Annotated in this window: 22 protein-coding genes and 3 pseudogenes; 18 read left to right on the top strand and 7 right to left on the bottom strand. The window is 72.5% G+C overall.

Annotated features, from left to right (window positions below):
• The first annotated feature begins 60 nt into the window (after positions 1–60).
• The gene (locus ABT154_RS21935) at positions 61–915 is read left to right on the top strand and encodes an alkaline phosphatase family protein (RefSeq protein ID WP_351858510.1); all 855 of its coding nucleotides are present in this window, start codon (positions 61–63) and stop codon (positions 913–915) included.
• A 257-nt stretch (positions 916–1,172) separates the two neighbouring features.
• Here the strand turns inward: ABT154_RS21935 and ABT154_RS21930 are convergent, their stop codons facing one another.
• Both ABT154_RS21930 and ABT154_RS21925 read right to left on the bottom strand, forming a co-directional pair.
• Complete coding sequence (locus ABT154_RS21930) at positions 1,173–1,937, bottom strand: alpha/beta fold hydrolase (RefSeq protein WP_351858509.1); 765 nt, start codon at positions 1,935–1,937, stop codon at positions 1,173–1,175.
• Positions 1,938–2,029: 92 nt separating this feature from the next.
• Positions 2,030–3,763, bottom strand: coding sequence for a GAF domain-containing sensor histidine kinase (locus ABT154_RS21925; RefSeq protein ID WP_351858544.1), 1,734 nt, complete (start codon positions 3,761–3,763; stop codon positions 2,030–2,032).
• A gap of 221 nt (positions 3,764–3,984) precedes the next feature.
• Between ABT154_RS21925 and ABT154_RS21920 the strand changes: the two genes are divergently transcribed.
• Complete coding sequence (locus tag ABT154_RS21920) at positions 3,985–4,290, top strand: hypothetical protein (protein ID WP_502969559.1); 306 nt, start codon at positions 3,985–3,987, stop codon at positions 4,288–4,290.
• Positions 4,291–4,426: 136 nt separating this feature from the next.
• Here the strand turns inward: ABT154_RS21920 and ABT154_RS21915 are convergent, their stop codons facing one another.
• On the bottom strand, positions 4,427–4,996 hold the full coding sequence (locus ABT154_RS21915) for a HutD/Ves family protein (RefSeq protein ID WP_351858508.1): 570 nt from the start codon (positions 4,994–4,996) through the stop codon (positions 4,427–4,429).
• Positions 4,997–5,129: 133 nt separating this feature from the next.
• A pseudogene (locus ABT154_RS21910) lies at positions 5,130–5,676 on the bottom strand (GNAT family N-acetyltransferase).
• A gap of 88 nt (positions 5,677–5,764) precedes the next feature.
• On the opposite strand from ABT154_RS21910, the gene ABT154_RS21905 reads away from it, so the two are divergent.
• Positions 5,765–6,223: a GNAT family N-acetyltransferase gene (locus tag ABT154_RS21905; RefSeq protein ID WP_351858543.1), complete on the top strand. Its 459-nt coding sequence runs from the start codon at positions 5,765–5,767 to the stop codon at positions 6,221–6,223.
• Positions 6,224–6,232: 9 nt separating this feature from the next.
• Here ABT154_RS21905 and ABT154_RS21900 read toward each other — a convergent pair.
• Positions 6,233–6,468: pseudogene (locus ABT154_RS21900) on the bottom strand (IS5 family transposase); the annotation flags it as partial.
• Positions 6,469–7,280: 812 nt separating this feature from the next.
• Between ABT154_RS21900 and ABT154_RS21895 the strand changes: the two are divergent.
• The 10 genes from ABT154_RS21895 to ABT154_RS21850 all read left to right on the top strand — a co-directional run bounded on the left by ABT154_RS21895 (position 7,281) and on the right by ABT154_RS21850 (position 19,293).
• The gene (locus ABT154_RS21895; RefSeq protein WP_351858507.1) at positions 7,281–8,627 is read left to right on the top strand and encodes an esterase/lipase family protein; all 1,347 of its coding nucleotides are present in this window, start codon (positions 7,281–7,283) and stop codon (positions 8,625–8,627) included.
• A gap of 10 nt (positions 8,628–8,637) precedes the next feature.
• Positions 8,638–9,663 carry an alpha/beta fold hydrolase gene (locus ABT154_RS21890; protein WP_351858506.1) on the top strand — a complete coding sequence of 342 codons (1,026 nt, stop codon included), beginning with the start codon at positions 8,638–8,640 and terminating at the stop codon, positions 9,661–9,663.
• Complete coding sequence (locus tag ABT154_RS21885; RefSeq protein WP_351858505.1) at positions 9,660–11,114, top strand: carboxylesterase/lipase family protein; 1,455 nt, start codon at positions 9,660–9,662, stop codon at positions 11,112–11,114. Before ABT154_RS21890 ends, ABT154_RS21885 begins: the two co-directional genes overlap by 4 nt.
• Before the next feature lie 180 nt (positions 11,115–11,294).
• On the top strand, positions 11,295–14,033 hold the full coding sequence (gene lanL, locus ABT154_RS21880; RefSeq protein WP_351858504.1) for a class IV lanthionine synthetase LanL: 2,739 nt from the start codon (positions 11,295–11,297) through the stop codon (positions 14,031–14,033).
• 49 nt (positions 14,034–14,082) lie between these two features.
• Positions 14,083–14,238 (top strand): VenA family class IV lanthipeptide, encoded by a 156-nt coding sequence (locus ABT154_RS21875; RefSeq protein WP_165962041.1) that lies wholly within the window; start codon positions 14,083–14,085, stop codon positions 14,236–14,238.
• 115 nt (positions 14,239–14,353) lie between these two features.
• A complete protein-coding gene (locus tag ABT154_RS21870; protein WP_351858503.1) occupies positions 14,354–15,442 on the top strand; it encodes an ABC transporter ATP-binding protein in 1,089 nt (362 codons plus the stop codon).
• Positions 15,439–16,293, top strand: coding sequence for an ABC transporter permease (locus ABT154_RS21865; protein ID WP_351858502.1), 855 nt, complete (start codon positions 15,439–15,441; stop codon positions 16,291–16,293). The genes ABT154_RS21870 and ABT154_RS21865 overlap by 4 nt, the downstream gene beginning before the upstream one ends.
• Positions 16,294–16,625: 332 nt before the next feature.
• On the top strand, positions 16,626–18,023 hold the full coding sequence (locus ABT154_RS21860) for an APC family permease (protein ID WP_351858501.1): 1,398 nt from the start codon (positions 16,626–16,628) through the stop codon (positions 18,021–18,023).
• Between the two features lie 49 nt (positions 18,024–18,072).
• Positions 18,073–18,312 carry an AraC family ligand binding domain-containing protein gene (locus ABT154_RS21855; protein ID WP_351858500.1) on the top strand — a complete coding sequence of 80 codons (240 nt, stop codon included), beginning with the start codon at positions 18,073–18,075 and terminating at the stop codon, positions 18,310–18,312.
• A 126-nt stretch (positions 18,313–18,438) separates the two neighbouring features.
• On the top strand, positions 18,439–19,293 hold the full coding sequence (locus ABT154_RS21850) for a S1 family peptidase (protein ID WP_351858499.1): 855 nt from the start codon (positions 18,439–18,441) through the stop codon (positions 19,291–19,293).
• Positions 19,294–19,483: 190 nt separating this feature from the next.
• On the opposite strand, the gene ABT154_RS21845 is transcribed toward ABT154_RS21850, so the two are convergent.
• Complete coding sequence (locus ABT154_RS21845; protein WP_351858498.1) at positions 19,484–20,449, bottom strand: pirin family protein; 966 nt, start codon at positions 20,447–20,449, stop codon at positions 19,484–19,486.
• A gap of 76 nt (positions 20,450–20,525) precedes the next feature.
• Between ABT154_RS21845 and ABT154_RS21840 the strand changes: the two genes are divergently transcribed.
• From ABT154_RS21840 to ABT154_RS21825, 4 genes are all read left to right on the top strand, one after another.
• A complete protein-coding gene (locus ABT154_RS21840) occupies positions 20,526–20,900 on the top strand; it encodes a tetratricopeptide repeat protein (RefSeq protein WP_502969558.1) in 375 nt (124 codons plus the stop codon).
• 51 nt (positions 20,901–20,951) lie between these two features.
• Complete coding sequence (locus ABT154_RS21835) at positions 20,952–21,476, top strand: hypothetical protein (protein ID WP_351858496.1); 525 nt, start codon at positions 20,952–20,954, stop codon at positions 21,474–21,476.
• Between the two features lie 93 nt (positions 21,477–21,569).
• Positions 21,570–22,226, top strand: a complete 657-nt coding sequence (locus ABT154_RS21830; RefSeq protein ID WP_351858495.1) for a DUF305 domain-containing protein — start codon at positions 21,570–21,572, stop codon at positions 22,224–22,226.
• A gap of 108 nt (positions 22,227–22,334) precedes the next feature.
• Positions 22,335–23,228, top strand: coding sequence for a F510_1955 family glycosylhydrolase (locus ABT154_RS21825; protein ID WP_351858494.1), 894 nt, complete (start codon positions 22,335–22,337; stop codon positions 23,226–23,228).
• Between the two features lie 9 nt (positions 23,229–23,237).
• On the opposite strand, the pseudogene ABT154_RS21820 reads toward ABT154_RS21825, so the two are convergent.
• Positions 23,238–24,449: pseudogene (locus tag ABT154_RS21820) on the bottom strand (amidohydrolase).
• Between ABT154_RS21820 and ABT154_RS21815 the strand changes: the two are divergent.
• Positions 24,354–24,683, top strand: coding sequence for a hypothetical protein (locus tag ABT154_RS21815; RefSeq protein ID WP_351858493.1), 330 nt, complete (start codon positions 24,354–24,356; stop codon positions 24,681–24,683). The pseudogene ABT154_RS21820 and the gene ABT154_RS21815 sit on opposite strands and share 96 nt — an antisense overlap.

Here is a 24,683-nt window from a genome sequence, read left to right as displayed (position 1 = left end):
CGCGAACCCCTGCCCCCGTACCCCTCCCCATCCCCTCCCTACGACACTCTGGACCGGACCATGAACACCGCCACGGACACCACTCGCGTACTGGTGATCGGCATCGACGGCGTACGCCTCGACCTGCTCCCCGAACTGGACACCCCCCACCTCGACGGCATCGCCCGCGCGGGGTTCCTCGCACCGGTCGAGGTGGATGCCGTGACCCCCACGATGTCCGGCCCGTGCTGGACCACGATCGTCACCGGCGTCGGCGTGACCAAGCACGGTGTGTGGGCCAACCGCCTCGACGGCAACCGGCTCGACGTCTTCCCCGACTTCACGACCCGTCTCGCCGCCGAGTGCGGGCTGCGGACCTTCGCCGTCGGAGGCTGGGCGCCGCTCTTCATGGCGCAGCAGGGCGGACCGCTCTTCGTCGCCCCCACCCGGCTCGGCTACGTCGCTCCCAGCGAGGACACTCCCGAGGCCTGGGAGGAGGTCGACGAGCGGGTGACCGTCGAGGCGGAACACCTGCTCGGCCTGGACGAGCAGCTGCACGCCGGCTTCGTCTACCTCGGCGCCGTCGACGAGACCGCCCACTTCCTCGGCTGCGACGTGGCGTACCGCCGGTCGATCGAGGCGGCGGACCGCCGGCTGGGACGCATCCTCGACGCGGTCCGCGAGCGCCCCGGCCACGCGGACGAGCAGTGGACGGTCATCGTGGTGACGGACCACGGCCACCGCGACGAGGGCGGCCACGGCGGACGCAGCGACCTGGAACGCACGGCCTGGATCGCCGCGTCCGGCCCCGGCCTGACGCCCGAAGCGGCCCCGAAGACCCTCCACCACGCGGACGTCGCCGCGCACGTCTACACGGCACTCGGCATCGCACCGGACCCGCATTGGACGCTGGACGGCACGGCCTTCACGGGGTGACCCGACGGCGCGGCTTCACCGTTCGGCCCGGCGTGCGCATGTCACCAGCCCGGCCATGTCCGGTTCCTGACATGCCGGTTCCTGACATGCCGATTTCCGTCAGGGACGCGCACCGACGGAAGGGTCACCGCCACCCGGGACGACCGGACCCGCCACGGCTGCAACGGCTTTCACGCCGCAGCACGGCACAGCTGGTCTCAGCACAGCACAGCTGGTCTCAGCACGGCACAGCTGGTCTCAGCACAGCCCAGTTGGGCTCAGCAGAGCTCCGCCAGAAAGGCGGCGACCTCGGTGGCGAACCGCTCCGGAGCATCGTGATGTACGACATGACCGGCCGTCATCTCGACCAGGCGGGCCCCTCGGCCGCGGCGGGCGACCATGGTCCGGGCGTGGTCGCCCGTCAACTCGTCGCTCTCCGTTCCGTGGACCAGCAGGGTGGGGCAGGACACGGCTGTCCAGTCGTCCCAGTGATCGCCGTTGAGCGCCTGCTGGGACGACACGGTGTCCTCGATGCCGAAGGAGTAACCCCAGCCCGAATCCCGCTGCCGGAACGCGCATTCCAGGTAGGGCGCCGCCCCGCCCAGGGCGTCGACTAGGGCTTCTCGGGACGGGGAGGCGAGGGGAAGGCGCGTGGTGAACGACCAATCGCAGTGGACGACCGCGCCGATGTCCTCCACGATCAGCCCGCTGACCCTGTCCGGGTGCCTGGCGGCGAACTGGTAGGCGTTGACCCCGCCCAGCGAGTGCCCCAGCAACGGCACCGGCCCGGCTCCCACGTGCCGGTGGAAGTCGAGGACATCGGCGACGTAGCCGTCGCGACCGTAACCGTCGGCGGGGTCGGAATCCCCGTGCCCGCGCTGGTCGAGTGCCATCACCCGCCACCGCGGCGCCAGCGCCACCGCGAGCGCCGCGAACGCCGATGCCTCGTTGTAGTGCCCGTGCAGCGCGAGAAGCGGCTCCCCGGGACCGCCGAAGTCCAGATACGACAGCTTCCGCTCACCGGCGGTGAAGAACTCGCGCATGAGGCGGATCATAGGACTCGGCACTGACAGGCCGAGGGCTGCCCAGGGCGCCCGCGCTGCGGCCGGACATGGCCGTGCTCGACGTACGCAGTTCATTCCCGGTCAGCGGGGAGCGGGACCCGCCATTCGAGGACCGTGCCGCCGGGCGGCCGGGGGCGCGTACGGACCGTCAGGTCACCGCCGAGATGTCGGGCGCGTTCGGTCAGGTTGCGCAGGCCGCTGCGGGCGCCGCTCGGCGGCATGCCGACGCCGTCGTCGCTCACCGTGACCGTCAGGACGTCGCCCTCGACGACGACCGCGACCTCGGCCCGGCCGGCCCGGGCGTGGCGGGCCACGTTGGTGAGCGCCTCGCCGATGACCGCGACGACCTCCTGGGCCATGCCGGGCGGAACGTCCGTGTCGAGGAGGCCCTCCATGCGTACGGCGGGGGCGAAACCGAGTATCGACGCGGCCGATTCGGCCGCTTTGACGATGTGGTGCCTGAGCTTCGGTGTGCTTCCGGGGGTGTCGTGTGCCCGCAGGCCGAAGATGGTCGACCGGATGATCTTGATGGTGGTGTCCAGGTCTTCGATCGCCCGGTTCAGCCGGTCCACGGCCTCCGGGTGTTCGACGAACCGGCGAGCGCTCTGCAGCGTCATCCCCGTCGCGAACAGCCGCTGGATCGCCAGATCGTGCAGATCGCGCGCGATACGGTCGCGGTCCTCCAGAAGGCTCACCTGTTCGGCGTCCCGGCGCCGGTCGGCGAGTTCCAATGCGAGGGCGGCCTGCCCCGCGAAGCCTGGGAGGGCGATGGTCTCGGCGCCCGTGAAGCGCGGCCGGCCGCTGCGCCGAGCGAGGATGAGCACCCCGCTCAACCGTTCCTTCGTACCGACCGTGACGGCGACCGCCGGCCCGAAGCCCCGCCATCGCTCGGGCCGCACCGTGATGCGTTCGTCGCTCTCGACGTCGCTCACGGTGACCAGACCGTCCCGGGCCAGAGCCGCGGCGGCGAGGGTGCCCTCAGTGGTGGGCAACACGACACCCCGGTGGGCGTCGGCGCCTTCTCCGGCGGCCAGCGAACCCAGCAGTTCGCCCCGGGACCCGACCAGGTGGAAGACCCCGATGTCGGCGCCCGCGATGTCCACCGCCCGCTCCAGCATCCCGTCCAGGACGTCGGCCTCCGCCGCGCCCGACAGGAGGGCGCTGGTGAGGTCGGAGCTGGCCGCGAGCCAGCGCTGGCGCAGACGACCCTCCTCGTAGAGCCGGGCTTTCTCGATGGCGATGCCGGCGGCGACCGCGAGGCTCATGACGACGGCCTCGTCCTCGGCGTCGAAGTCCGCCCCGCCCCGCTTCTCCGTGAGGTAGAGGTTGCCGAACACCTCCTCGCGGACCCGGATGGGGACGCCGAGGAAGGAGTGCATCGGCGGGTGGTGCGGCGGGAAGCCGTACGAGGCGGGGTGCCGGGACAGCTCGGAGAGGCGCAGCGGCCGGGGATTGCGGATCAGTTCGCCGAGGATGCCGTGGCCGGAGGGCAGGTCCCCGATCCGTTCCCGCAGCTCGCCGTCGATGCCGATGGGCAGGAACTCGGCGAGGCTCCGGTCCTCGCCGATGACGCCCAGGGCCCCGTACTCGGCGTCCACGAGGGTCACGGCCGCCTCCACGATGCCGCGCAGCACCTGCGGCAGGTCCAGCTCCCGGCCCACGGACATCACGGCTTCCAGGAGGCCGTCGAGCCGGTCCCGCGTGCCCCGCACCTCGTCGATCCGCGCCTGCAGCTCGTCGAGCAGCTCGTCCAGTCTCAGCCGCGGAATCCTGCTCGCCGCCGGTCCGGGCTCGTCCCCGCCCATCGCGGCCTCCGTCCTCGCCCGGGTCTCGTCCACGTCGAACCGCCGCCCGCCGGGCGGCACCTTCACGGTAAGCCGGAGGGGGCCCGGTTTCCTGTCGGTCGGCGGGTGGCGGGCGGAACGGGGTCCCGTTCGGCCGGGCGAAGGGGCCGTTCGGCCCTCCCCCGGTCGGCGGACGGTGGTGGAGCGGGCGGCGCACCGCCGGGAGGACGGTACTCGGACAGGTGCGCCCGTCGCGGACCGGGCGTCCACCCTCCGCGCCCTTCGAGAAGCATCCCCGGATCGCGCTGCTAGGCACGGTCGAGGGCACCCCCGTGGAAGGGCTCGCGGCAGGCCAGGCGATGCAGCGGATGCTGCTGCGGGCCACGCTGGACGGGCTGTCCACGTCGCTGACGTCCCAGCCCCTCGAATGGACCGGACTCCGCACCCTCGCACGGGATCCGGCGTCTCCCACGGCCTACGTCCACATGGTGTTCCGCCTCGGATACGGCCCGGCCGGCCCACGCCTCGCCGCCCCGTCGCCGAGGTGATCACCTTCGCCTGACCGCGGTCACCGGAAGGGGGACGGAAGAGAAACGGAACCGCATTCACCCTCGAAGTCACCGCGATAGCGCTCCGTGACATCCGCCTCGGCAACGACAGGTGCGCCACACCCACTCCCGCCGCTCACCCCACGCGTGCGACATCCGCCCACAGCGCGGTGGCGTCGGGTGAGAGCGGTGTGACCGATCGGTCCGGCGCGTCGTCCTCCGCGTCCCACCACATGCCCTGGCCGGCGGCCATGACCCGTCCCTGGGCCCCCGTCCGCCAGTGCCCGCGCAGTACGTGGAACACCCCGGCGTGCCCGATGGGCGGGTCGACCGGTGCGGCGACCCGTTCCACCCGGGTCGTCCACCGGCCCCGCCGCGCCATGATGTTGAGCACCCGACAGGCACCGCCCGGCAGCTCGGCGGAGAGCGCGAGATCGCCGGAGAACTCGAAGGGCTGGCCCGGGCGTGCGAGCAGTCGGTCGAACACGCCGTCGGAGGTCAGCCGCACGCCGTCACCCGCCAGGAGGGTCAGCGTCCGGTCGACCCCGGGGAACGCCGAGAACGGCCCGCCCCGGTCGATGTCGGCGATGCTCGCCCGCCACTCGAACCCCTCGGCATCAAGGGGCCACGAGACGATCTCCCGGGTGGCGCCCCCGCCGTTGCGCCACCGGCCCACCGTCAGCGTCTCGACGTCGAAGTGGTTCATCCGGGGCTCCTGTGCTGCGTGCGATGGGGCGCGGACCCCACCCGGGCAGACCGGTTCAGGGGTGGGTCGCCCACGCCGGTGAGCGGCGGGCGAAGTCTATGCGGCCCCGTCGAGGGGCGCGTCCAGCCGGGTGTCACAGGCCATGCGCGTCCTCGCGGGAGATCCGGTACGGCACACACGGGCGGAGCCGCCCCTCGGGCACGCTCGGATCCTCGAAGTCGTCGGCCGGGTCGCGGGTCATGCCGATCCGGCGCATCACCGCCCGGGAGCGAAGTTTACGGACGGTCGTCGTCGCCAGCACATCCGGCAGTCCGAGGGCCTCGAAGCCGAAGGCCAGGCAGGCCGGGGCGGCCTCGGTGGCGTAACCGTGCCCCCACGCCGCACGCGTCAGTCGCCAGCCGACGTCCACCCCGGCGAACGGCATGTCCGTGCCCACCCGGTCGAGACCGGCGCGGTCGATGAACTCACCGGTCTCCCGCAGTTCCAGCGCCCACCACCCGAAACCCCGCGCCTCGAAGTCGGCCCGCATGGCGGCCACCACGGCATCGCTCCGCTCCCGTGTCAGCGGCGCTCCCCGGTGCTCCCGGACTTCGGGATCGGCGTTCATCGCCGCCCACGGGTTCGCGGTCGGCCTCCCGCCACCGACGGAGCAGAAGACGATCGGTTGGCAGCTCTGTCATGCCGCCTAGTGCGTGTATCGGAAGTAGATCAAAGACGCGAGTGATCGCATGCTTCGGCGCCGGGTCGACTGACATACTCCGCGCCGTGATGACTGACCACAGTTCCGGCCCGGCTCTGACTGTCAGCGAGCGTGACTCTGAGCTCCACGACCGATTGACCGAAGCGTTGATCGCCTTCAACAGTGCCGCCACAGGCGCGCCTGACCGCGGCACGTTCTCGATCAAGGTCACCGATGAAGCGGGTGAACTGGTTGGCGGGTTGACCGCGCGAACTTGGGGTGGCCTCTGCGGCATCGAGCTGTTGTGGGTGCGCGAGGACAGTCGCAAGGATGGTTGGGGTAGCAGGATCTTGCAGGCAGCCGAGGCTGAGGCACGGCGGCGTGGTTGCGACCGCCTCTCCACCTCCACCTTCACCTTCCAAGCTCCCGGCTTCTATCAGCGCCATGGCTTCGGCGAGACCGGTCGGACACCGGGTGTCCCTGGCGGGCACGCAGACGTGCACCTGTTCAAGTCTCTGACCGACTCGCCACACTTGTGTGAGTCGTAGACGCGCTGATCACAGCCACTCGTTGATGGCTGCCACCAGTACCGTCGCTTCGTAGCGGACGGCGGGCTTGTCATATCTCGTGGCCACTGCCCGGTTCCTCCTGAGGCGGTTGATCCCGCACTCGACCGCATGGCGCTCGCGGTAGTCGACCGGGTCGAAGGCCGGCCGCCGCGGGAGCCGAGCTTTCGGCGGTTGCGTGCCTGGTCGGCCTTGTCCGGGATGGTGCAGCGGATCCCGCGTCGGCGCGGGCCGCAGCAGCCGATCAGCGGCGCCCGGGCACTTGAGATCGGCCAGGAAGTCCTCGGCGACCTCTTCCCCGCACTCCGCAGCCAGTAGCCAGGCAGCGATGACACCCTCGCCCCAAGGGCAGCGCCGAACGTTGCGGGTCAACGCTTCGGGTCTGCCGATCATTCGGGCAATGACTTCTCCCACCTCCGCTTCCTCCAGCCCGAAGGGCGCCGGTACTCCGCGAAGTTCCCACGGCAGCGGTTCAACGAGGACGCCGTCCAGGCGCTGGGGGACCGCGTCCACAGTCGGATCCAGGAGGAGAGCGTCCCTCACGTCCGCCGCCTGGAAGAGGCCGACGGGATCGATCAGCGGATCGAGGAGATCCGCGCGGCCACGGCCGAGAAGGGTCCTCGCCGCCGAAGAGGCCCGCGAGGAGCTGATCGAGGCCCAGCGCAAGGACGAGCGGCTCCTCCTCGCCGACACCGCCTGGGAGGCGGAGCGTGAGCTCTGGCGCGCGATGACGGGGCGGCGGCCCGGATGGTGATGGCGGTGGTGAGTGTTCCCGGACGCCCGGACGGTCCGATCGCTCGATAGCCCGATGCGGGGGTAGCCGGCACCGGGACAGCCCGGCGCGGGGACAGCAGGGCAGCCCGGTGCTGGGACAGCGGGACAACCTGACATGGAGAAGGCAGCCATGCATGGGTCCCTCTTTGTGTGGGGCGGCTCCATGCCATGGGGTCGCCCCGCCCGCCTAGCGTGTGCTCACCCGGTGCCGGGACGGTGTCGGGCGGCCGCGCTCAGGGCGCACGAGTGGGGAAGAGGCCGGAACATGGCCGGAAGACGGAGCCGGGGGCGGGGCTGGCGGGTGCGGGCCGCTCGGATCATGGCGGTGGCGGGGGTCGTCACGGCGGCCCTCGTGGTGCCGCCCGCCACTGCCAGCGCGCAGGAGAGGGATGTCACCGCCGGTGCGCGGGCCGTGGGCGCCACCGTCGCGCCGCCCTCGTACCTCAGCCTGGAGGCGAGCTACGGAGCGGGGACCGTCACCAACGGCTGGACCAAGGTCGAGCGCTACGCCGACACGACCGCCGGATTCCGCACCGAGGGCTTCCCGGCGGACGGCCGCGGTGACCAGGACGGGGTGCGCGTCACCTACTTCGGCGGCGTCACCCGGCCCTCCTCCGGCAAGTTCCTGCTCTACTCCGCACCTGGCTGGGACACCGGCAGCCGCACCACGCCCGTGCTCCTCGTGCACGGCGCGAACGACACCGCGGACCGCGCCTGGGCCAACCCCGGCGAGTCCGGGGGCTACGGCTGCGGCGCCCTCACCTGCCCGTCCACCGGTCTCATGCAGTACCTGTCCGCGCGCGGCCACCGGGTCTTCGCCGTCGGCTTCGCGCACAAGCAGGGCGACAACCTCATGCAGGCGCAGGCCGTCGGCGACGCCATCGCCGTCATCAAGGCCCGGCTGGGCGTCGCCCAGGTGGACCTGGTCGGCTGGAGCAAGGGCCAGATGTCGACCCGGGCGTACGTGTCGTCCGTGAAGCCGAGCTGGGGACGCGCGTACGCCGGTGACGTACGCCGGCTCGTCACCGTCGGCGGTCCGAACGGCGGCTACGACTACCCCTACGCCCACGGCTGGGCCCACGACTTCTCCATCTGGCCCGAGTGCGGCGGCAAGATCAACGCACCCTCCCCGCACTCCCACATGACCTGCTACGGCCTGTACACCGCCCACCCGGAGTTCTCGTTCACCCCCTCCGGCGGCCAGGACAACTATCCCGGCCAGCGGCAGATGCTGGCCCGCTGGGACGGCGCGTACGGAGTCGACGGCGCCGCCCAGGACTGGTACACGACCTACTACGGCGGCGAGGGCTTCTCCACCGCGGGCGGCGGCATCCAGGCCGCCATCGACGCCGGGTCGCTCATCGCGCCGTTGCACAGCGCCGGCGTACCCGCCGCCGTCACCACGTACCTGCTGGCCGGCGGGTCCGCCGACATCGTCGGCATCTTCAACGAGAACCGCGGCCCAAGCGACGGTGTCGTCTTCACCGCAAGCGCGCTCGACACCACCGGCATCCCCACGGTCGGCGGCAAGGCCACCATCGTGAGCGCCAACCACCTCGAGCTGGGCTGGAACAGCACGGCCGCCGCCCAGATCGCCACCTGGCTGTCCTGAAGGACCCGACATGAACACGCTCCGCACCCGCCACGTCGCCACCGCCCGGCTGACCCAGCGGATCACCGACGTCCGCGACGAGGGCGAGGTCGTCCTCTTCGTCCACGGCAACGTCTCGTCCTCCGCGTTCTGGCACACCGCCCTCACCGCGCTGCCGGACCGCTACCGCCCCATCGCCGTCGACCTGCGCGGCTTCGGCGGCACCGACCCGCTGCCCGTCGACGCCACCCGGGGCGTACGGGACTACGCCGACGACCTCGCCGCGCTCATGGAGGCACTCGGTGTCGACCGGGCGCACCTGGTCGGCTGGTCCATGGGCGGCGGGGTGGTGATGCAGTTCCTCCGCGACCACCCGGCCGCGGTCCGCTCCCTGACCCTGGTCAACCCGGTCTCGCCGTACGGCTTCGGCGGCACGAGCGGCGTGGACGGCGTCCTCAACTCGGCCGACGGCGCCGGTTCGGGCGGCGGCACCGCCAACCCCGAGTTCGTGCGCCTGCTCGCCGAGGGCGACCGCGGCGAGGACTCCCCGCTCTCCCCGCGCTCCGTCCTCGCCACCTGCTACGTCAAGCCGCCGCTGCGCCCCGCGCACGAGGACGCGTACGTCGAGGCCATGCTCACCACCCGCACCGGCGACGACCACTATCCGGGTGACAGCAAGCCGTCCGAGGCCTGGCCCGGCATCGCGCCCGGCACCCGCGGGGTGCTCAACTGTCTCGCCCCGACCCACTTCCGCGTCGACGACCTGCACCTGATCGGCCCCAAGCCGCCGATCCTGTGGATCCGCGGTGAGGACGACGTCATCGTCACCGACGCCTCGGTGTTCGACCTGGCGCACCTCGGCGCGCTCGGCGCCGTACCGGGGTGGGACGGGACCCCGGCGCAGCCGATGGTCGCGCAGACGCGGCACGTCCTCGACCGGTACGCGGCGGCGGGCGGGAAGGTGCGGGAGGTCGCCGTCGCCGGTGCGGGGCACTCGGTCCACCTGGAACGTCCCGAGGAGTTCGGCGCGGCGCTGATCGAGGTCCTGACGGCATGACCGTACGCACCACCCGGCAGGGCGCGGTCCTCGGCCGCGCCCTGCCCGACGGAGTCACCTCGTTCCTCGGCGTCCCGTACGCGGCCCCGCCCTTCGGCGACCTGCGGTTCCGCGCGCCGGCCCCGCCCGAGCCCTGGACGGGCGTCCGCGACGCCACGGCGTACGGCCCGACGCCGCCGCACGCCCCCTATGCGCCGCCGTTCGACGCCCTCGTCCCGGACGAGGTCGCCGAGGGGGAGGAGTGCCTCAACCTCAACATCTGGACACCGGCCCCGGAGCGGGGCGCCGGGCTGCCCGTGATGGTGTGGCTGCACGGCGGGGCGTTCACCAACGGGGCGGGCTCGGTGTCCGCGTACGACGGCGGCGCCTTCGCCCGCGACGGCGTCGTCTGCGTCACCCTCAACTACCGGCTGGGCGCCGACGGCTTCCTGCGCCTGCCAGACCGCCCCGACAACCGCGGCCTGCTCGACCAGATCGCCGCCCTGCGCTGGATCCAGGAGAACATCGACGCGTTCGGCGGCGACCCCGGACGGGTGACCGTCTTCGGCGAGTCGGCCGGCGCCATGAGCATCGGCGTGCTCCTGACCGACCCGGCGGCCCGGGGGCTGTTCCGGCGGGCGATCCTGCAGTCCGGGGCCTGCCACCACTTCCTGCGCCCGGCCTCCGCCGAGCTGGTCACGGCCCGACTGGCGGCGAAGCTGGGCATCGACCCGGCCCCGGAGGCCTTCGCCGCCGTCCCGCTGCCCGACCTCCTGCCCGCACAGGCGGAGTTGCGCGGCGAACTGAACGCGCGCCCCGACCCGGCGCTCTGGGGCGAGGCCGCACTCAACATGATGCCGTTCGAGCCGGTGGCGCCCGGCCTCGCCCTCCCGGGACCCGACTGCGGGATCGACCTGCTCATCGGCAGCAACCGCGAGGAGTACCGCCTCTTCCTCGTCCCGACCGGGCGCCTGGACCTCGTCCCCGCCGCCACCCTCGACGCCCTCACCGCGGCCTACGGCCTCGACCCGGTCGAGGCCCTCCCCGTCTACGCCGGCGCCCGGCCCGGCGCCACGCCGGGCGAACTCCTCGACGCGGTGGCCACCGACTGGTTCTACCGCATGCCGGCCGTCCGGCTCGCCGAGGCGGTCCCGGGTTCGTACCTGTACGAGTTCTCCTGGCGCTCCCCCCGCTTCGACGGGGCACTCGGCGCCTGCCACGCCCTGGAACTCCCCTTCGTCTTCGACCGTCTCCAGGACCCGGCGTACACCCCCCTGCTCGGCGCCGACCCGCCGCAGGCCCTCGCGGACGCCCTGCACGGGGCGTGGGTCTCCTTCGCGAAGACGGGCGACCCCGGCTGGCCGTCGTACGAACCCGCGACCCGTACGGCGATGGACTTCACGATGCCGGGCCCCGCCCAGGTCAGCGATCCGCGCGCCCCTGAACGGAGGCTGTGGGACGGCGTGCGCTGACACGAATGCGCCCCGTAATGCGCGGGCCGCACGCCTTCTCTGCGCGGTCGCGCAACGAGGTGACACAACGGACCCGCGCGCTCGCCGAATCCAGTGAATCCGGCGGCGTGTGTGTTGATACGACTACGACGTCGGGGCACGCTCCCTCCCAGCGGTTCTCACCCGTTGAGAGGGATGGGCATGACGACCCAAGTCACCGAGTCCGAGCTGGAAACCCTGCTCCATGGCGCACTCCGCGCCAAGGGGGCGGGCGAGCGCTGGGCCACCGAGTCGAACGAGAGCTGGTGCCGGGTGGCGCCACGCTCCGGGACCGGACCGGCCCAGGGCTGGAAGCTGCACGTGTCGGCGACGGCCGGCTCCGCCCCGGCGGTGCTCGAGAAGGCCCTGGACGTCCTGCTCAAGGACGGCTCGGCGTTCAAGTTCGCCCGCTCGCTGGAGCAGGTGAGCGCCCTCAACACCCGTGCCACGCCGCGTGGAAGCTCGGGCAAGTTCATCACGGTCTACCCGGCCTCCGACGCCGACGCGGCCCGCCTCGCGCAGGACCTCCACACGGCGACCGAGGGGCTCGCGGGACCCCGCATCCTCTCCGACCAGCCGTACGCCCCCAACAGCCTGGTGCACTACCGCTACGGTGCCTTCGTCGGGCGGCGGCGCCTCTCGGACGAGGGGCTGATGGTCTGGTACATCGAGGACCCCGACGGCAACCCCGTGGAGGACAAGCGGACCGGCCGGTACGCGCCGCCGGCGTGGGCGGTCAGCCCCTTCCCCGACTCCGTGCCCGTCGCACCGCCGAAGACGGAGACACCGCGGCGCCCGGTCCTGCTCGGCGGCCGGTTCTCGGTGCGGGAGGCCATCCGGCACACCAACAAGGGCGGCGTCTACCGAGGCACCGACGTCGGGACCGGCGCCCCGGTCGTCATCAAGGAGACCCGGCCCCACGTGGAGGCCGACTCCTCCGGCAACGACGTCCGCGACTGGCTGCGCACCGAGGCCCGGACCCTGGAGAAGCTCAAGGGCACGGGGCTCGCACCGGAGCCGCTCGCGATGTTCGAGCACGGCGGACACCTGTTCCTGGCCCAGGAGGAGGTGCCGGGGATCCCCCTGCGCAACTGGGTCGCCGAGCACTTCCGCGACACCGGCGCGGCACGCTACCGCACCGACGCGCTGGCCCAGGCCGGACGCCTGGTGGACCTCGTAGAGGCGGCCCACGCCCGAGGCTGCGTGCTGCGCGACTTCACCCCCGCCAACGTGATGGTCCGCCCCGACGGCACACTGCGCCTCATCGACCTGGAGCTCGCCGTCCTCGCCGACGACGCCGCCCTCCCGACCCGCGTCGGCACGCCCGGCTTCAGTCCCCCCGAGCGCCTGGTGGACGCGCCCGTCTCCCCGACCGGCGACTACTACAGCCTCGGCGCGACGCTGTGCTTCGTCCTCACCGGCAAGGTTCCCGCCCTGCTGGAGGAGAAGCCAGCCTCCCGGCCCGCGGAGGACCGGCTCGCTGAGTGGCTGGACGCCTGCGCCGCCCCCCTGGAGCTGCCGGACGGCCTGCGCGCGATGATCCTCGGGCTGATGAAGGACGACCCCGCCGCGCGCTGGGACCCGGCCCGGGCGCGGGACGCGCTCCGGGAGAGCGGTACGGGGAGTGGCACCGAGACTGGACGCGGCGGGGCTGCTCCTACGGCCGCGGCCCGCACCGGCCCGACGGGCACCGAAGCCACCGACACGGACACCGGCACCGGCACCGGCACCGGCACCGACCCGATCGACGTCGCCGTGGCCGGCATCGTGGAGCACCTCGTCGACTCCATGACACCCGAGGACGACCTGCGGCTGTGGCCCGTGTCCGTCAAGGCCGGGGAGACCGACGCCTGCATCGTGCAGCAGGGCGCGGCCGGTGTGCTGTCCGTCCTGACACGCTACTTCGAGCGCACCGAAGACCCCCGCCTCCCGAAGCTGATCGCCACCGCGGGCCGATGGATCGCAGACCGCACGGACACCCGCTCCACACGGCCCGGCCTGCACTTCGGCGGCCGCGGCACGGCCTGGGCGCTGTACGAGGCCGGGCGCGCCGTCGACGACCGGGCGCTCATCGACCACGCGCTGGCACTGGCCCTCGCGCCGCAGGAGTCGACGCCCAGCCACGACATCACCCATGGCTCGGCGGGCAGCGGGATGGCCGCTGCCCACCTGTGGCACCGCACCGGCGATCCACGCTTCGCCGAGCGGGTCGCCGATGCCGCCGACCGGCTGGCCGCGGCGGCCCGGCGCGAGCCGTCCGGGGTGAGCTGGCCGGTGCCCGCCGAGGCCCTGGTCGAGGAGGCCGGCAAGCGCTACCTGGGCTTCGCCCACGGCACCGCCGGCATCGGCTGCTTCCTCCTGGAGGCCGCAGCCGTCACCGAGAACCCGGAGCACCGGGAACTGGCCCTGGCGGCGGGCGAGCTCCTCGTGACGCACGCCGTCAGCGTCGGCGACGCGGCCCAGTGGCCGGCCCAGGCCACGGACGTACCGACGGCACCGTACTGGTGCCACGGCTCCGCCGGCATCGGCTCGTTCCTCGTCCGGCTGTGGCGGGCGACCGGCGACGAACGGTTCCGTGACCTCGCCGTCGGTGGCACCCGAGCCGTGGTCGAGCGCGCCTCCCGCGCCGCCGTCACGCAATGCCACGGCCTCGCGGGCAACGGCGATTTCCTCCTCGACATGGCCGAGGCCACCGGCGACCCCGCCCACCGGGCGCGGGCCGAGGACTTGGCCCGCCTCATCGTCTCCGAACGGTCCCACCGCGGCAGCCACGTCGTCTTCCCCAACGAGTACGGGGACGTCTCGACGAGCTGGAGCGACGGATCGGCGGGAATCCTGGCGTTCCTCCTGAGGGTCCGCCACACAGAGCCCCGGCACTGGATGGTCCAGCAGCCGGTCTGAGCGGCAGGAGCCCCTGCCGCCACGTGTCACACAAGAGAAGGAGATTGTCATGGAGAACCAGGACCTCGAGCTGCTGGCCCACCTGCACGCCCTTCCGGAGACCGACCCGGTCGGCGTCGACGGCGACTCGTTCAGCGGAACGTGCGCGTGCGTCGGCCTGCTGACGCTCCTCAACACCATCTGTATCGGTATCAGCTGCGCGTAACACCGAAGCACCCCCCGGCCGGTGGTTGCCCCGAGGCAGCCGCCGGCCGGAGCGGGTTCCGGCTCCGTGCGGACGACGCGGAAGAGGACGAGGAAGAGGACGAGGACGAGACCCCATGCAGCCATCCGCAGGTGACGACGCACTCGCCGCAGCCGCCCTCCTGACCGCCGAGATCACCGGCCCCCGCGCGGAGGGGTCTCCGCACGACCCCGACCCCGACCCCGACCCCGGATACGCGATCCGCACGCGCGGTCTGGTGAAGAGCTACCCGGGCCCGGACGGCACCACCGTCGACGCGGTGCGCGGCCTCGACCTCGACGTACGCCGGGGCGAGACCTTCGCCTTCCTCGGCCCCAACGGCGCGGGCAAGTCCACCACCATCGCCCTCCTGTGCGCCCTCGCCCGCCCCACCTCCGGTCACGCCACCGTGGCCGGCTTCGACGTGGCCACCCGGCCGCACGACGTGCGGCGCCAGGTCGGCATCCTGTTCCAGCACAGTGCCCTCGACCCGGACCTGACCGTCGAGCAGAACCTGCGCGTCCACGCCCGCCTGTACGGGCTGCCCCGCCGCGACGTGCGCAGGCGGACCGCCGAGGTGCTCGAACCCGCCGGACTCACCGACCGTCGGCGGTTCCCCGTACGCGCCCTGTCGGGCGGCATGCGGCGACGCCTGGAAATCGCCCGCCAGTTGCTGCACTCCCCGAGCGTGCTGTTCCTGGACGAGCCGACGACCGGGCTGGACCCGCACGCGCGCGCCGAGATCTGGGAGCACCTGCGGGCCCTGCGCGACCGGCTCGGCAGCACCCTCTTCGTCACCACCCACTACCTGGAAGAGGCGGAGAACTGCGACCGGATCGCGATCATCGACGGGGGCCGTCTGGTCGCGCAGGGCACGCCGCACGGACTCAAGGCGGAGATCGGAGACGACCGGGTGGTGCTGCGCACCAGCGACGACGGGCGGGCGCGGAAGGTCGTCGCCCAGGCGGCGCCGCCGGACCGCCCCGTCACGGTGGACGCCGACGGCACGTGGCTGCGGGTGCCCGACGGCAGCACGTGGATCCCGCGCCTGTGCGCGGCGCTGGAGACGCACGGCATCGCGGTGCACGCCGCCTCCGCCACCCCGCCCACGCTCGACGACGTCTTCTTCCACCACACCGGCCGCAGCATCACCACCACCCCCGCCGCGGCGGGAGGCGTCCGATGACCGCCCTCACCCTCCAGGCGCCCGAGGCCACCGAGCGGGGCCGGGCGCCCCGGCTGCGCCACGAACTGCGGGCGATCCACGCCCTGGTCCACCGCGATCTGCTGCGCCTGGCCTGCCAGCGCTCCCACACCGCGCTGGTCCTGCTGCAGCCGGTGCTCTACCTCTTCGCGCTCGGCGGCGGGCTCGCCACCCTCATCCCCGCCGCCTCCCTGGGCACCGGCTACCAGACGTACCTCTTCCCCGGTGTGCTCATGATGACGGTGCAGACCCCGGCCATCATGGTCGGGATCCGGCTGATCACCGACCGGCAGAGCGGCTACCTGCGCGAGCTCCTGATGGCCCCCGTCAGCCGCTCCACCCTGCTCCTGGGCAGCTGCGCCGGCGGCACCCTCGTCGCCGCGGTGCAGGGCGCCGTCCTGCTCAGCCTGGCAGGCGCCGTCGGCCTGCCGTACGACCCGGTGCTCCTGCTGCTGCTCCTCGGCGGCATGCTCCTGGCCTCGTTCGCCCTCACCAGCATGACGCTGGCGCTGTCGGTGACGCTGCGCAGCCCCGAGCTGTTCCACACGCTCCTCAGCCTGCTGATGATGCCCCTGCTGTTCCTCTCCGGCGCCTTCTTCCCGCTGGAGTCCATGCCGGGCTGGGCGCGGGGCCTCGCGACCGTCAATCCCCTCGCGTACGGGGTGGACCTGCTGCGGCGCTGCATCGCCCTGCGGGTCCCGGACCAGGCGGCCGTCGGTGGCATCGAATGGGCGGGGCGGCAGCCCCCGCTGCTCCTGGAGGCCGGGCTGCTCCTCGCCGTCGGAGGCCTGGCCCTGCTGTGGGCCGCCCGCCGCTTCAGCCGTCCGGAGTGACCGGCACCCACGCCCCGCACCCCCGCTTGCCCGCGCGGCCCGCCCGACCGGCGGGCCGCGCGGGCGTGCGGGGGTAAAGCGCGGGAAAAGTCCTGGCCGGACCGCTGCGGTTCCCGCACGGAGTGTTTACGGCGTCTTATCGCGTTCCTTACGCCCTCAGGCCTCGTTCCAGCACCCTGGAACGACGGATTCCGCAGCGAGAGGGGCATTGACCTGCGGTTCCGCCCAAGCTTCCATTCAGGCCGGGAGCCACGGACCCCACTGACACCGGACGCCTCGGAGGCGATACCGCTCCCGTTCAGATACACGCTCGCACCGATCGGAACCGCCTGATGACGGACACCCTCAGCGCACCGCACGCGTTGGCCCCCCAGACCGGCCCCGTGCCGCAGAAACTCAAGCGCTCCATCGGTGTCGTGGGCGGCACCCTGCTCACGCTGTCGTGCGTGACACCCGCCTCGACCCTCTTCGTGGTCGTCCCGGACCTGTTCGACGGTGTCGGCACGTACGCGGCCCTGACCATCGCCATCGGCTCGCTGCTCTGTATCGGCGTGGCGTTCTGCTACTCCGAGCTCGGCACCCTGATCCCGAGCGCGGGCGGCGAGTACGCCATCGTCTCCACGCTCGCGGGCCGCCTGGCCGGCTGGCTGGTCTTCGTGCTGTCCCTGCTGGTCGTGATGATCGTGCCACCGGTGATCGCCATGGGGACCGCCGACTACCTCGCGCCGCTCGTGCACATCCCGGCCCCGCTGGCCGGTGCCGGCGTCATGGTCCTCGCCACCCTCGCCGGTCTGCTCGACCTGCGGGCCAACGCCTGGATCACCGGCATCTTCCTCGTCCTGGAGGTCGTCGCCGCCGGCATCGTCGCGATCCTCGGCTTCTCCCACTCCCAGCGGGGCGTCGGCGCCCTGGTCCACGGCCAGGTCGCGTCCGCCGGCGGCGGACACTCGCTCGTCACCGGCGTCATGGTCGTATCCGGCCTCGCCATCGCCCTCTTCGTCACCCAGGGCTTCTCGACGGCCGTCTACCTCTCCGAGGAGCTGGAGAACCCGCGCAGCACGGTGGCCCGCACCGTGCTCGCCACGCTCGCCATCTCCACCGCCGTGATCCTGGTGCCCGTCGTCGCGATCACCCTCGGTGCCGACGATCTGGGGACCCTCACCGGCGGAGACATCAGCGGCATGATCGCCGCGTGGTCCAACTCGGCCGTCGGTACCTTCATCAGCCTCTGCGTCGCCCTGGCGATCATCAACGCGGGCATCGTCATGGTCATCCAGAACTCCCGCGTCCTGTTCGCCTCCGCCCGCGACAAGGCCTGGCCGGAGCCCGTCAACAACGCCCTGTCCCGGCTCGGCCGCTTCGGCTCCCCGTGGGTGGCCACCCTGGCCGTCGGCGTTCCGGGCGCGGCCCTGTGCTTCGTGAACCTCGACACCCTGTACGGCGTCACCGGCGTCTCCGTCACCGGCATGTACCTGCTGGTCGCGGTGGCCGCCCTGTTCAGCCGCCGGGGCACGCACCGCGAGATCTCGGCCTGGCGCATGCCGCTGTGGCCGGCCGTGCCGCTCCTGCTCATCGGCGTCCTCGCGTACGTCCTGTACATGCAGGACACCGAGTACCTGGTGTGGACCGGCGGCATCACGGCCGCCGCCACCCTCTACTGGGCCCTGTACCTGCGCCCCCGGCGGGAGACCCGCTGGCTGGTCAGCATCCCGGAGGACGAGCAGCTCTGACCTCCCCGGAGTAAGGGACGTCGGGACCGGGCAACTCCGCGGGGGCGAGGTGGTCCGCGGCGCCGGAGAGCAGGAGGCCCACCGTGAATCCCGGCACCGCAGCGCTGGGTTGATGTACGTGGCGGACGGCGTGGTGAAGGTGGAGGCCGAGGGGCGGGTTCATCACCTCGGGTGCGGGAACTCACTGTTGCTGTCCGGCGGCGTCCGGCACCGCCGGCGCACGGCCGGGCCGGGGACGCGGGTGCTGGTGGTGGCGGTGGGGGGCCACGTGGAGGTACTGGGCGCCTGACGGACGAGATCCATGTGACGGTGACTCATTTCCGTACGCCCCCTTGTGGGTTGATGCCGAGGTTCCAAGAATGCACATGACAACCGGAGGATCTTCGGTTGCATGTCATCAGAGGGGAACCCCCACATGAAGAAGCCTCTCGTCGGCGCCCTGCTCGCGCTGCTCCTGACCGGAGCGGCCGCGGTGCCGGCCATGGCGGCCGCGCCGCCGCAGGCTCCCGCCACCAAGGACCGGGCCACGGCGGCCGTCGCCGTCGACTTCGCCGGCACGGTCGCGCTCAGCAACTGCTCCGGCTCGCTCGTCCGCATGCCGGGCTCCCAGCCGAACGACCCCGCACTCGTCCTCTCCAACGGGCACTGTCTGGAGACCGGCATGCCGGGGGCCGGCGAGGTCGTCAAGGACGTACCCTCCACCCGCTCGTTCTCGCTGCTCAACTCGGCCGGCACCAAGGTCGCGACGCTGCGCGCCAGCAAGATCGCGTACGGCACGATGACCGACACGGACATCTCGATCTACCAGGTGACCAAGACCTACGCGCAGATCCAGAGCCTGTACGGCATAGGCGCCCTCACCCTCAACGACGTCCGCCCGACGCAGGGTTCGTCGATCAAGGTGGTGTCCGGGTACTGGAAGCGGATCTACAGCTGCAACGTCGACGGCTTCGTCTACCGCATGAAGGAGGGCGACTGGACCTGGAAGGACTCGGTCCGCTACACCTCCTCCTGCAACACCATCGGTGGCACCTCCGGCTCGCCGGTCATCGACACGACCACCGGCAAGGTCGTCGCCGTCAACAACACGGGCAACGAGAGCGGTGGGAGCTGCACCGTGAACAACCCGTGCGAGATCGACGAGAACGGCGCCGTGACCGTCCGCCAGGGCATCAACTACGCCCAGCAGACGTACACGATCGTCCCGTGCGTCGGCGCGGGCAACGTGATCGACCTGAACCGCCCGGGCTGCACCCTGCCGAAGCCGTGACGCGGTGACGCCGTAGCACCGTGCCGCGCGTCACGGCACCGCCCGCCCGGTCACTCGAAGACCGGGCGGGCGGACGCGTCACCGCTGTCCGGCCTCAGCCGGACCTCCACATGTGGGTACCGGGGGTGCAGGCCATGCCTGCCGCATTGCCTGCCCCTTCGGGCATCGCCCACCGGCAGGAAACCCCAGTTCAGCGCGTGCGGCCCCGTGCCTTCAGCTGCGTCGGCGGGACCTCCGGGGCGTCCAGCCGGGCGCCGTCGTAGCCCTTCACCTCGCCGAAGCGGTCCCCCCGCATCCAGTCCTCGCGCGCCTCGCGGATCTCCTCGTCCGTGCGGCCGACGAAGTTCCACCACATGACGATCTCCTCCTCGAAGGGCTCTCCGCCGAGAAGCATCAGGCCCGCGTCCGAGGCCGCGCGCAGCGGGAGCTCCGTACGGCCGCAGCCCAGGTAGAGCATGGAGCCGGGCAGGACGGGCACGCCGTCGACGTGGACCTCTCCGGACATCGCGAGGACCGCGTACTCGAAGTCCGGGTCCAGCGGAAGGTCCGTCTCGGTGCCGGCGGTCAGCGCGAGGTCGGCGCCGACGAGCGGGGTGTACGTGGTGCCCGGCGAGGCGGCGCCGTCGAGGGCGCCCAGGATGACGGTGGCCGTGAGGCCGGGGGCGGTGACGCGGGGCAGCTCGGCATGGTGCTGGAAGTGCGGTTCGACGTGGCGGTGGGCCTCGGGGAGCGCGACCCAGAGCTGGGCGCCGTGCAGATAGCGGGCGTGCGGCCGGGGGCTCTCCTCGGAGTGGGAGATGGCACGGCCCGAGGTCATGAGGCCCAGCTCGCGCGGCCGGATGGTCTGGAGGCTGCCGGTGGAGTCGCGGTGCAGCACCTCGCCCTCGTGGAGCCAGCTGACGGTCTGGAGACCCATGTGCGGGTGCGGCGGGACCTGCATGCCGGGTTCGTCGGCGATGTCGTCGGGGCCGTAGTGGTCGACGAAGGCCCAGGCGCCCACCATCCGCCGGCCGAGGTTCGGGAGCAGCCGCCGGACCTCGGTCGACTCGCCGAGGCGGACGTGCCGGGGGCTGAGGAGTTCCCGTACCGGCTCGGCGACGACGAAGCCACGGCCACCGCACACGGTCAGGGCGGCCTGACGATCAAGATTGCTCATGACGCTCAACCCATCGTTATGGAATGTTCAACCATCCAGGCTTGTTGACCTGGTCGACCGCCACACAGGGTGGCAGATGCGGGCCGCTGGAGAGGAAGACCAAGTGAGCGACACGTACTACGAGTTCGGAACGGCCGCAGAACGCTGGGACCGCGCCCGGTTCTTCTTCGACGCGAAGGAGTACGGAACCGCCGTCCGTATCCTGCGCGGCCTGGTCGCCGAGCACCCGGAACAGACCGCCCAGCGCCTGCTCCTCGCCCGCGCCTACTACCACTCCGCCCAGCTCTCGCGGGCCGAGACCGAGCTGCGTGCCGTCCTGGAGCGCGACCCGGTCGAGCACTACGCCCGGCTGATGCTCGGGCGCGCCCTGGAGCGCCAGGGCCGCCCGGACGAGGCCGCGCCGCACCTGCGGATGGCCGCGGCCATGGCGGGCGAGACCCCGCCGTCCTGACGCGCACCCGATACCCCGACACGGTATATTCGGCAGCCAGGAGGCCTGGCTGTGCGTACACACCGAGCGGGACGCGGCAGACGAGCGGAAGGTGCCCTCGCGCATCTTCTGCTCGTCGTCGTGCTCGCGCTCGGCGTGTTCCTGATGCACGCCGTCGGACACCCGGAGGGCTCCGGCAGCGACACGTCGATCGCTCCCGGGTCGTCCCCATCGTCATCGTCGGTCGTGCCTCCGTCGACGGTCGCCGGCGAGTCGACTCATACGTCCTCGGCGACGGTCGCCGGTCAATCGGCTCATATGTCCTCGTCGGCGGCCTTGACCACCGCCCGCGCCGCCGTCCCCCATGGCGGTGACAGCTCCGACGCCGGGCACGAGCCGGGTTCCGGGATGGACATGACCACCCTCTGCGTGGCCGTCCTCGCCGGGTGGCTGTTCGCCGGGCTCGTCCGCGCCGCCCTGGCGCGCCGCCCCGACTGGCTCACCCTCCTCCTCACGCGGCTCACCCCCGCGCTCGGGCCGCACGCCCCTCCGGCCAGGCCCCCCGACCTCACTCGACTGTCCGTCCTGCGGATCTAGGCCGTACCGCCACCGCGGGCGCCTCACGCTGCCCGTGAACGCTTCGGCCTGCCCTTTTCCGTCTGTACGAACAGCACACGAGGTCTCACCCACATGCGTACCTTCACGAACCGCACCGCCCGGAAGCTCGCTCTCGCCGGTGCCGTCACCGCCACCGGTCTCCTGCTCGCCGCCTGCGGCACCGCCGACGGCATGAGCGGCATGGACCACGGCGGTACGTCCGCCTCCGCCACCACCGGCGCGCCCGCGTCCCCGCCCGCCGGAGGAACCGCCGCCCCCGCCCCGGGCGCCTTCAACGACGCGGACGTCATGTTCGCGCAGATGATGATCCCCCACCACCAGCAGGCCCTGGAGATGGCGGAGCTCGCCGACGGGAGGGCCGAGGACTCCGAGGTCAAGAAGCTGGTCGCCGCGATCGAGCGGGCGCAGGACCCGGAGATCCAGAAGATGAAGGCCTGGCTCATGGGCTGGGGCAGGCCCGAGTCCGCGAGCCACGGCTCCGGCGGCGGGCACAGCATGGCCGGGATGATGTCCGAGCAGGACATGAAGGACCTGGCCGCCGTCAAGGGCAAGGCCTTCGACCGCAAGTTCGCCGAGTTGATGATCGCCCACCACAACGGCGCCGTCGACATGGCGAAGGAGGAGCGGAAGAGCGGGAAGAACGCCACGGCGAAGGCGCTCGCCGACGACGTGGTGCGGACCCAGTCCGAAGAGGTCGCCGCGCTGCGGAAGATCCTCGACCGGCTCTGACCGGCCCGGATCCCCTTCCGCGCACCCGCACGCACGCGACACGCGGCCCGTCCCCTCGGGGGCGGGCCGCCCCGCTGCCGCACCCACGCTCCTCAGGCGAAAAGAACGATGACGAAGCACTTCTCCGGCCGCACGGCCGCCACCCTCGCCGCGCTGTCCCTCGCCGTGGCCCTCACCGCATGTTCGGCCGATGCCGACACCCGCGCCGAGGCCGACACCGGCGCCGCTACGGACCCCGGCGCCGCCCTCAGCCACATCCACGGGCTCGGCCTCCGCGGCGACACCCTCTACATCGCCACCCACCAAGGGCTCCACACCCCCGGCGCCGACGGCCGGCCCACACCGGTCGGCGACCGCCGGGACGACTTCATGGGCTTCACGGTCACCCCCGACGGCACCTTCCTGGCGAGCGGACACCCCGCGCCGAGCGCCGCCGGGCCCGCCGACCTCGGCCTCGTCGCGTCGACGGACGCCGGGATCAGCTGGCGCGAGAAGTCGCTCGGCGGCGAGGTCGACTTCCACGCCCTCGACACCGCCTCCGACTCCACCGTCTACGGATACGACAGCGCGAACGGGCTGCTGCGGGTCAGCCCCGACGGCGTCACCTGGGAGGACCGCGCCACCCTGCGCGCCCTCGACATCGCCGTCTCCCCCACCGCGCCCGGCACCGTTCTGGCCACCACCGAGTCCGGCGTGCTCCGCAGCACGGACGGCGGCAGGACGTTCGCCCCGGGCGCGGGCCGGGTCCTCGCATACGTCTCCTGGGGCGCCCCCGACGCTCTCTTCGGCGTCGATCAGGACGGCGTCCTCTTCCGGGGGACGGCAGGGGGCACCGTCTGGACCCGGGTGTCCACCGTCCCGGGCGGCGCCCCGCAGACGCTCACCGTCGTCGACGCGCGCCGGCTACTGGTCGCCACCCAGGACGGGGTGTACGAGTCCCGGGACGCGGGCATCCGCTTCGAGCGCCGCGCCGCGGTGACCACCGGGGAGGGCGGCCACTGACAGTGCGGGTCAGCGTTCCACGACGACCTCTCCGCCCACCACCACGGTCTCCGCGACCGTGCCGGGGATGTCCTCCGGCGCGATGCGGAGGATGTCGCGGGAGAGGACGACGAAGTCGGCGAGCTTGCCGACGGTGAGCGAACCCCGTTCTTCCTCAGGGAAGTTGGCGTACGCCGAGCCCATCGTTTAGCCCTCGACGGCGGTGGCGACGTCGATCGTCTCACCCGCCGTCCAGGCCTCCCCGCCGCCGGGCGGCCGGCGGGTGACGGCGGCGTGGATGCCGACCATGGGGTCCATCTCGGCGACGTTCCAGTCGCTGGAGAGGGCGAGGACGGCGCCGGCGGCGTGCAGGCTGCGCAGCGGCCAGGCCTCGTGCCAGCGGTCGGGGCCGACGTTCTCGGCCCAGTCCTGGCCCGGTCCCGCGATGTCCGGGGCGGCGTGCCGGGGCTGCATGCAGGCGACGACGCCGAGCGCGGCGAAGCACGGGGTGTCGGCCGGGTCGAGGCATTCGACGTGGACGACCTGGTGGCGGGCGTCGCGCGGGCCGTTGGCCGCGCGGGCCCGCTCGACTGCGTCGAGGACCGTACGGATACCCCGGTCGCCGGTGGCGTGGACGAAGCACTGGAAGCCGCGCGCGTCGAGGCGGGTGAGCAGTTCGGCGAACTCCCCGGGCGGGTAGAAGGTGTCGCCGCGGTGGCGGGAGCAGCCGCGTACGGTTCCAGGAGCGCGGCCGTCGAGGCTCTTGGCGAGCCGGCCGTACCGCCGGTCCGGCGCCGCCCAGGGCAGGCCGAGCTCGCGCAGGGCGCGGTGGCCCTCGCGGGAGAGCCCCTTGACGGCGAAGTCCTTGACGAATCCGGTGGGTTCGCCGGTGTTGGGGTCGGTGACGGCCCGCCCGAAGGGCAGGTCGGTGTGGTCGCGGTCGACGCCGAGGCGCCGCAGCGCGGCGGTGTTGAGCCAGGCGGTGTGGACGTCGTAGCTGAGGACGAGGGCGGGGGTGTCGCCGGTGGCCGGGTCGAGGTCGGCGGCGGTGGGCATGCGGCCTTCGGGGATCGCGGAGTAGTCGAAGGCCTCGGCCTCGATCCACTCGGCGTCGGGGTGCGCGGTGCGCCAGGCGCGGATCCGGGTGTGGATCGCGTCCAGGGAGCGGGCGCCGGCGAGTTGGACGCAGGCGTCGTCGGAGCCGAGGCGGACGTGGTTGTGGGCGTCGACGAAGCCGGGCAGGACGAGCTTGCCGTCGGCCCGGAGGACCCGGGTGCCGGGTCCGGTCCAGAGGCCGGCCTCGGTGTCGGAGCCGATCCAGACGATCCGTCCGGCACGGACGGCGAGGGCCTGGGCCTCGGGCAGCGCGGCGTCGACGGTGTGGATCCGGGCCCCGGTGAGGACGAGGTCGGCGTGGGCGACGGGGGCTTCGGTGGTGGTCGGGGTGGTGCCTCCCCTTCAACAACGAGCGCCTGA

The organism is Streptomyces sp. NPDC001728 (assembly GCF_040297565.1).
Lineage (GTDB): Bacteria > Actinomycetota > Actinomycetes > Streptomycetales > Streptomycetaceae > Streptomyces.
This window is presented reverse-complemented; position numbering and strand designations above follow the sequence as displayed.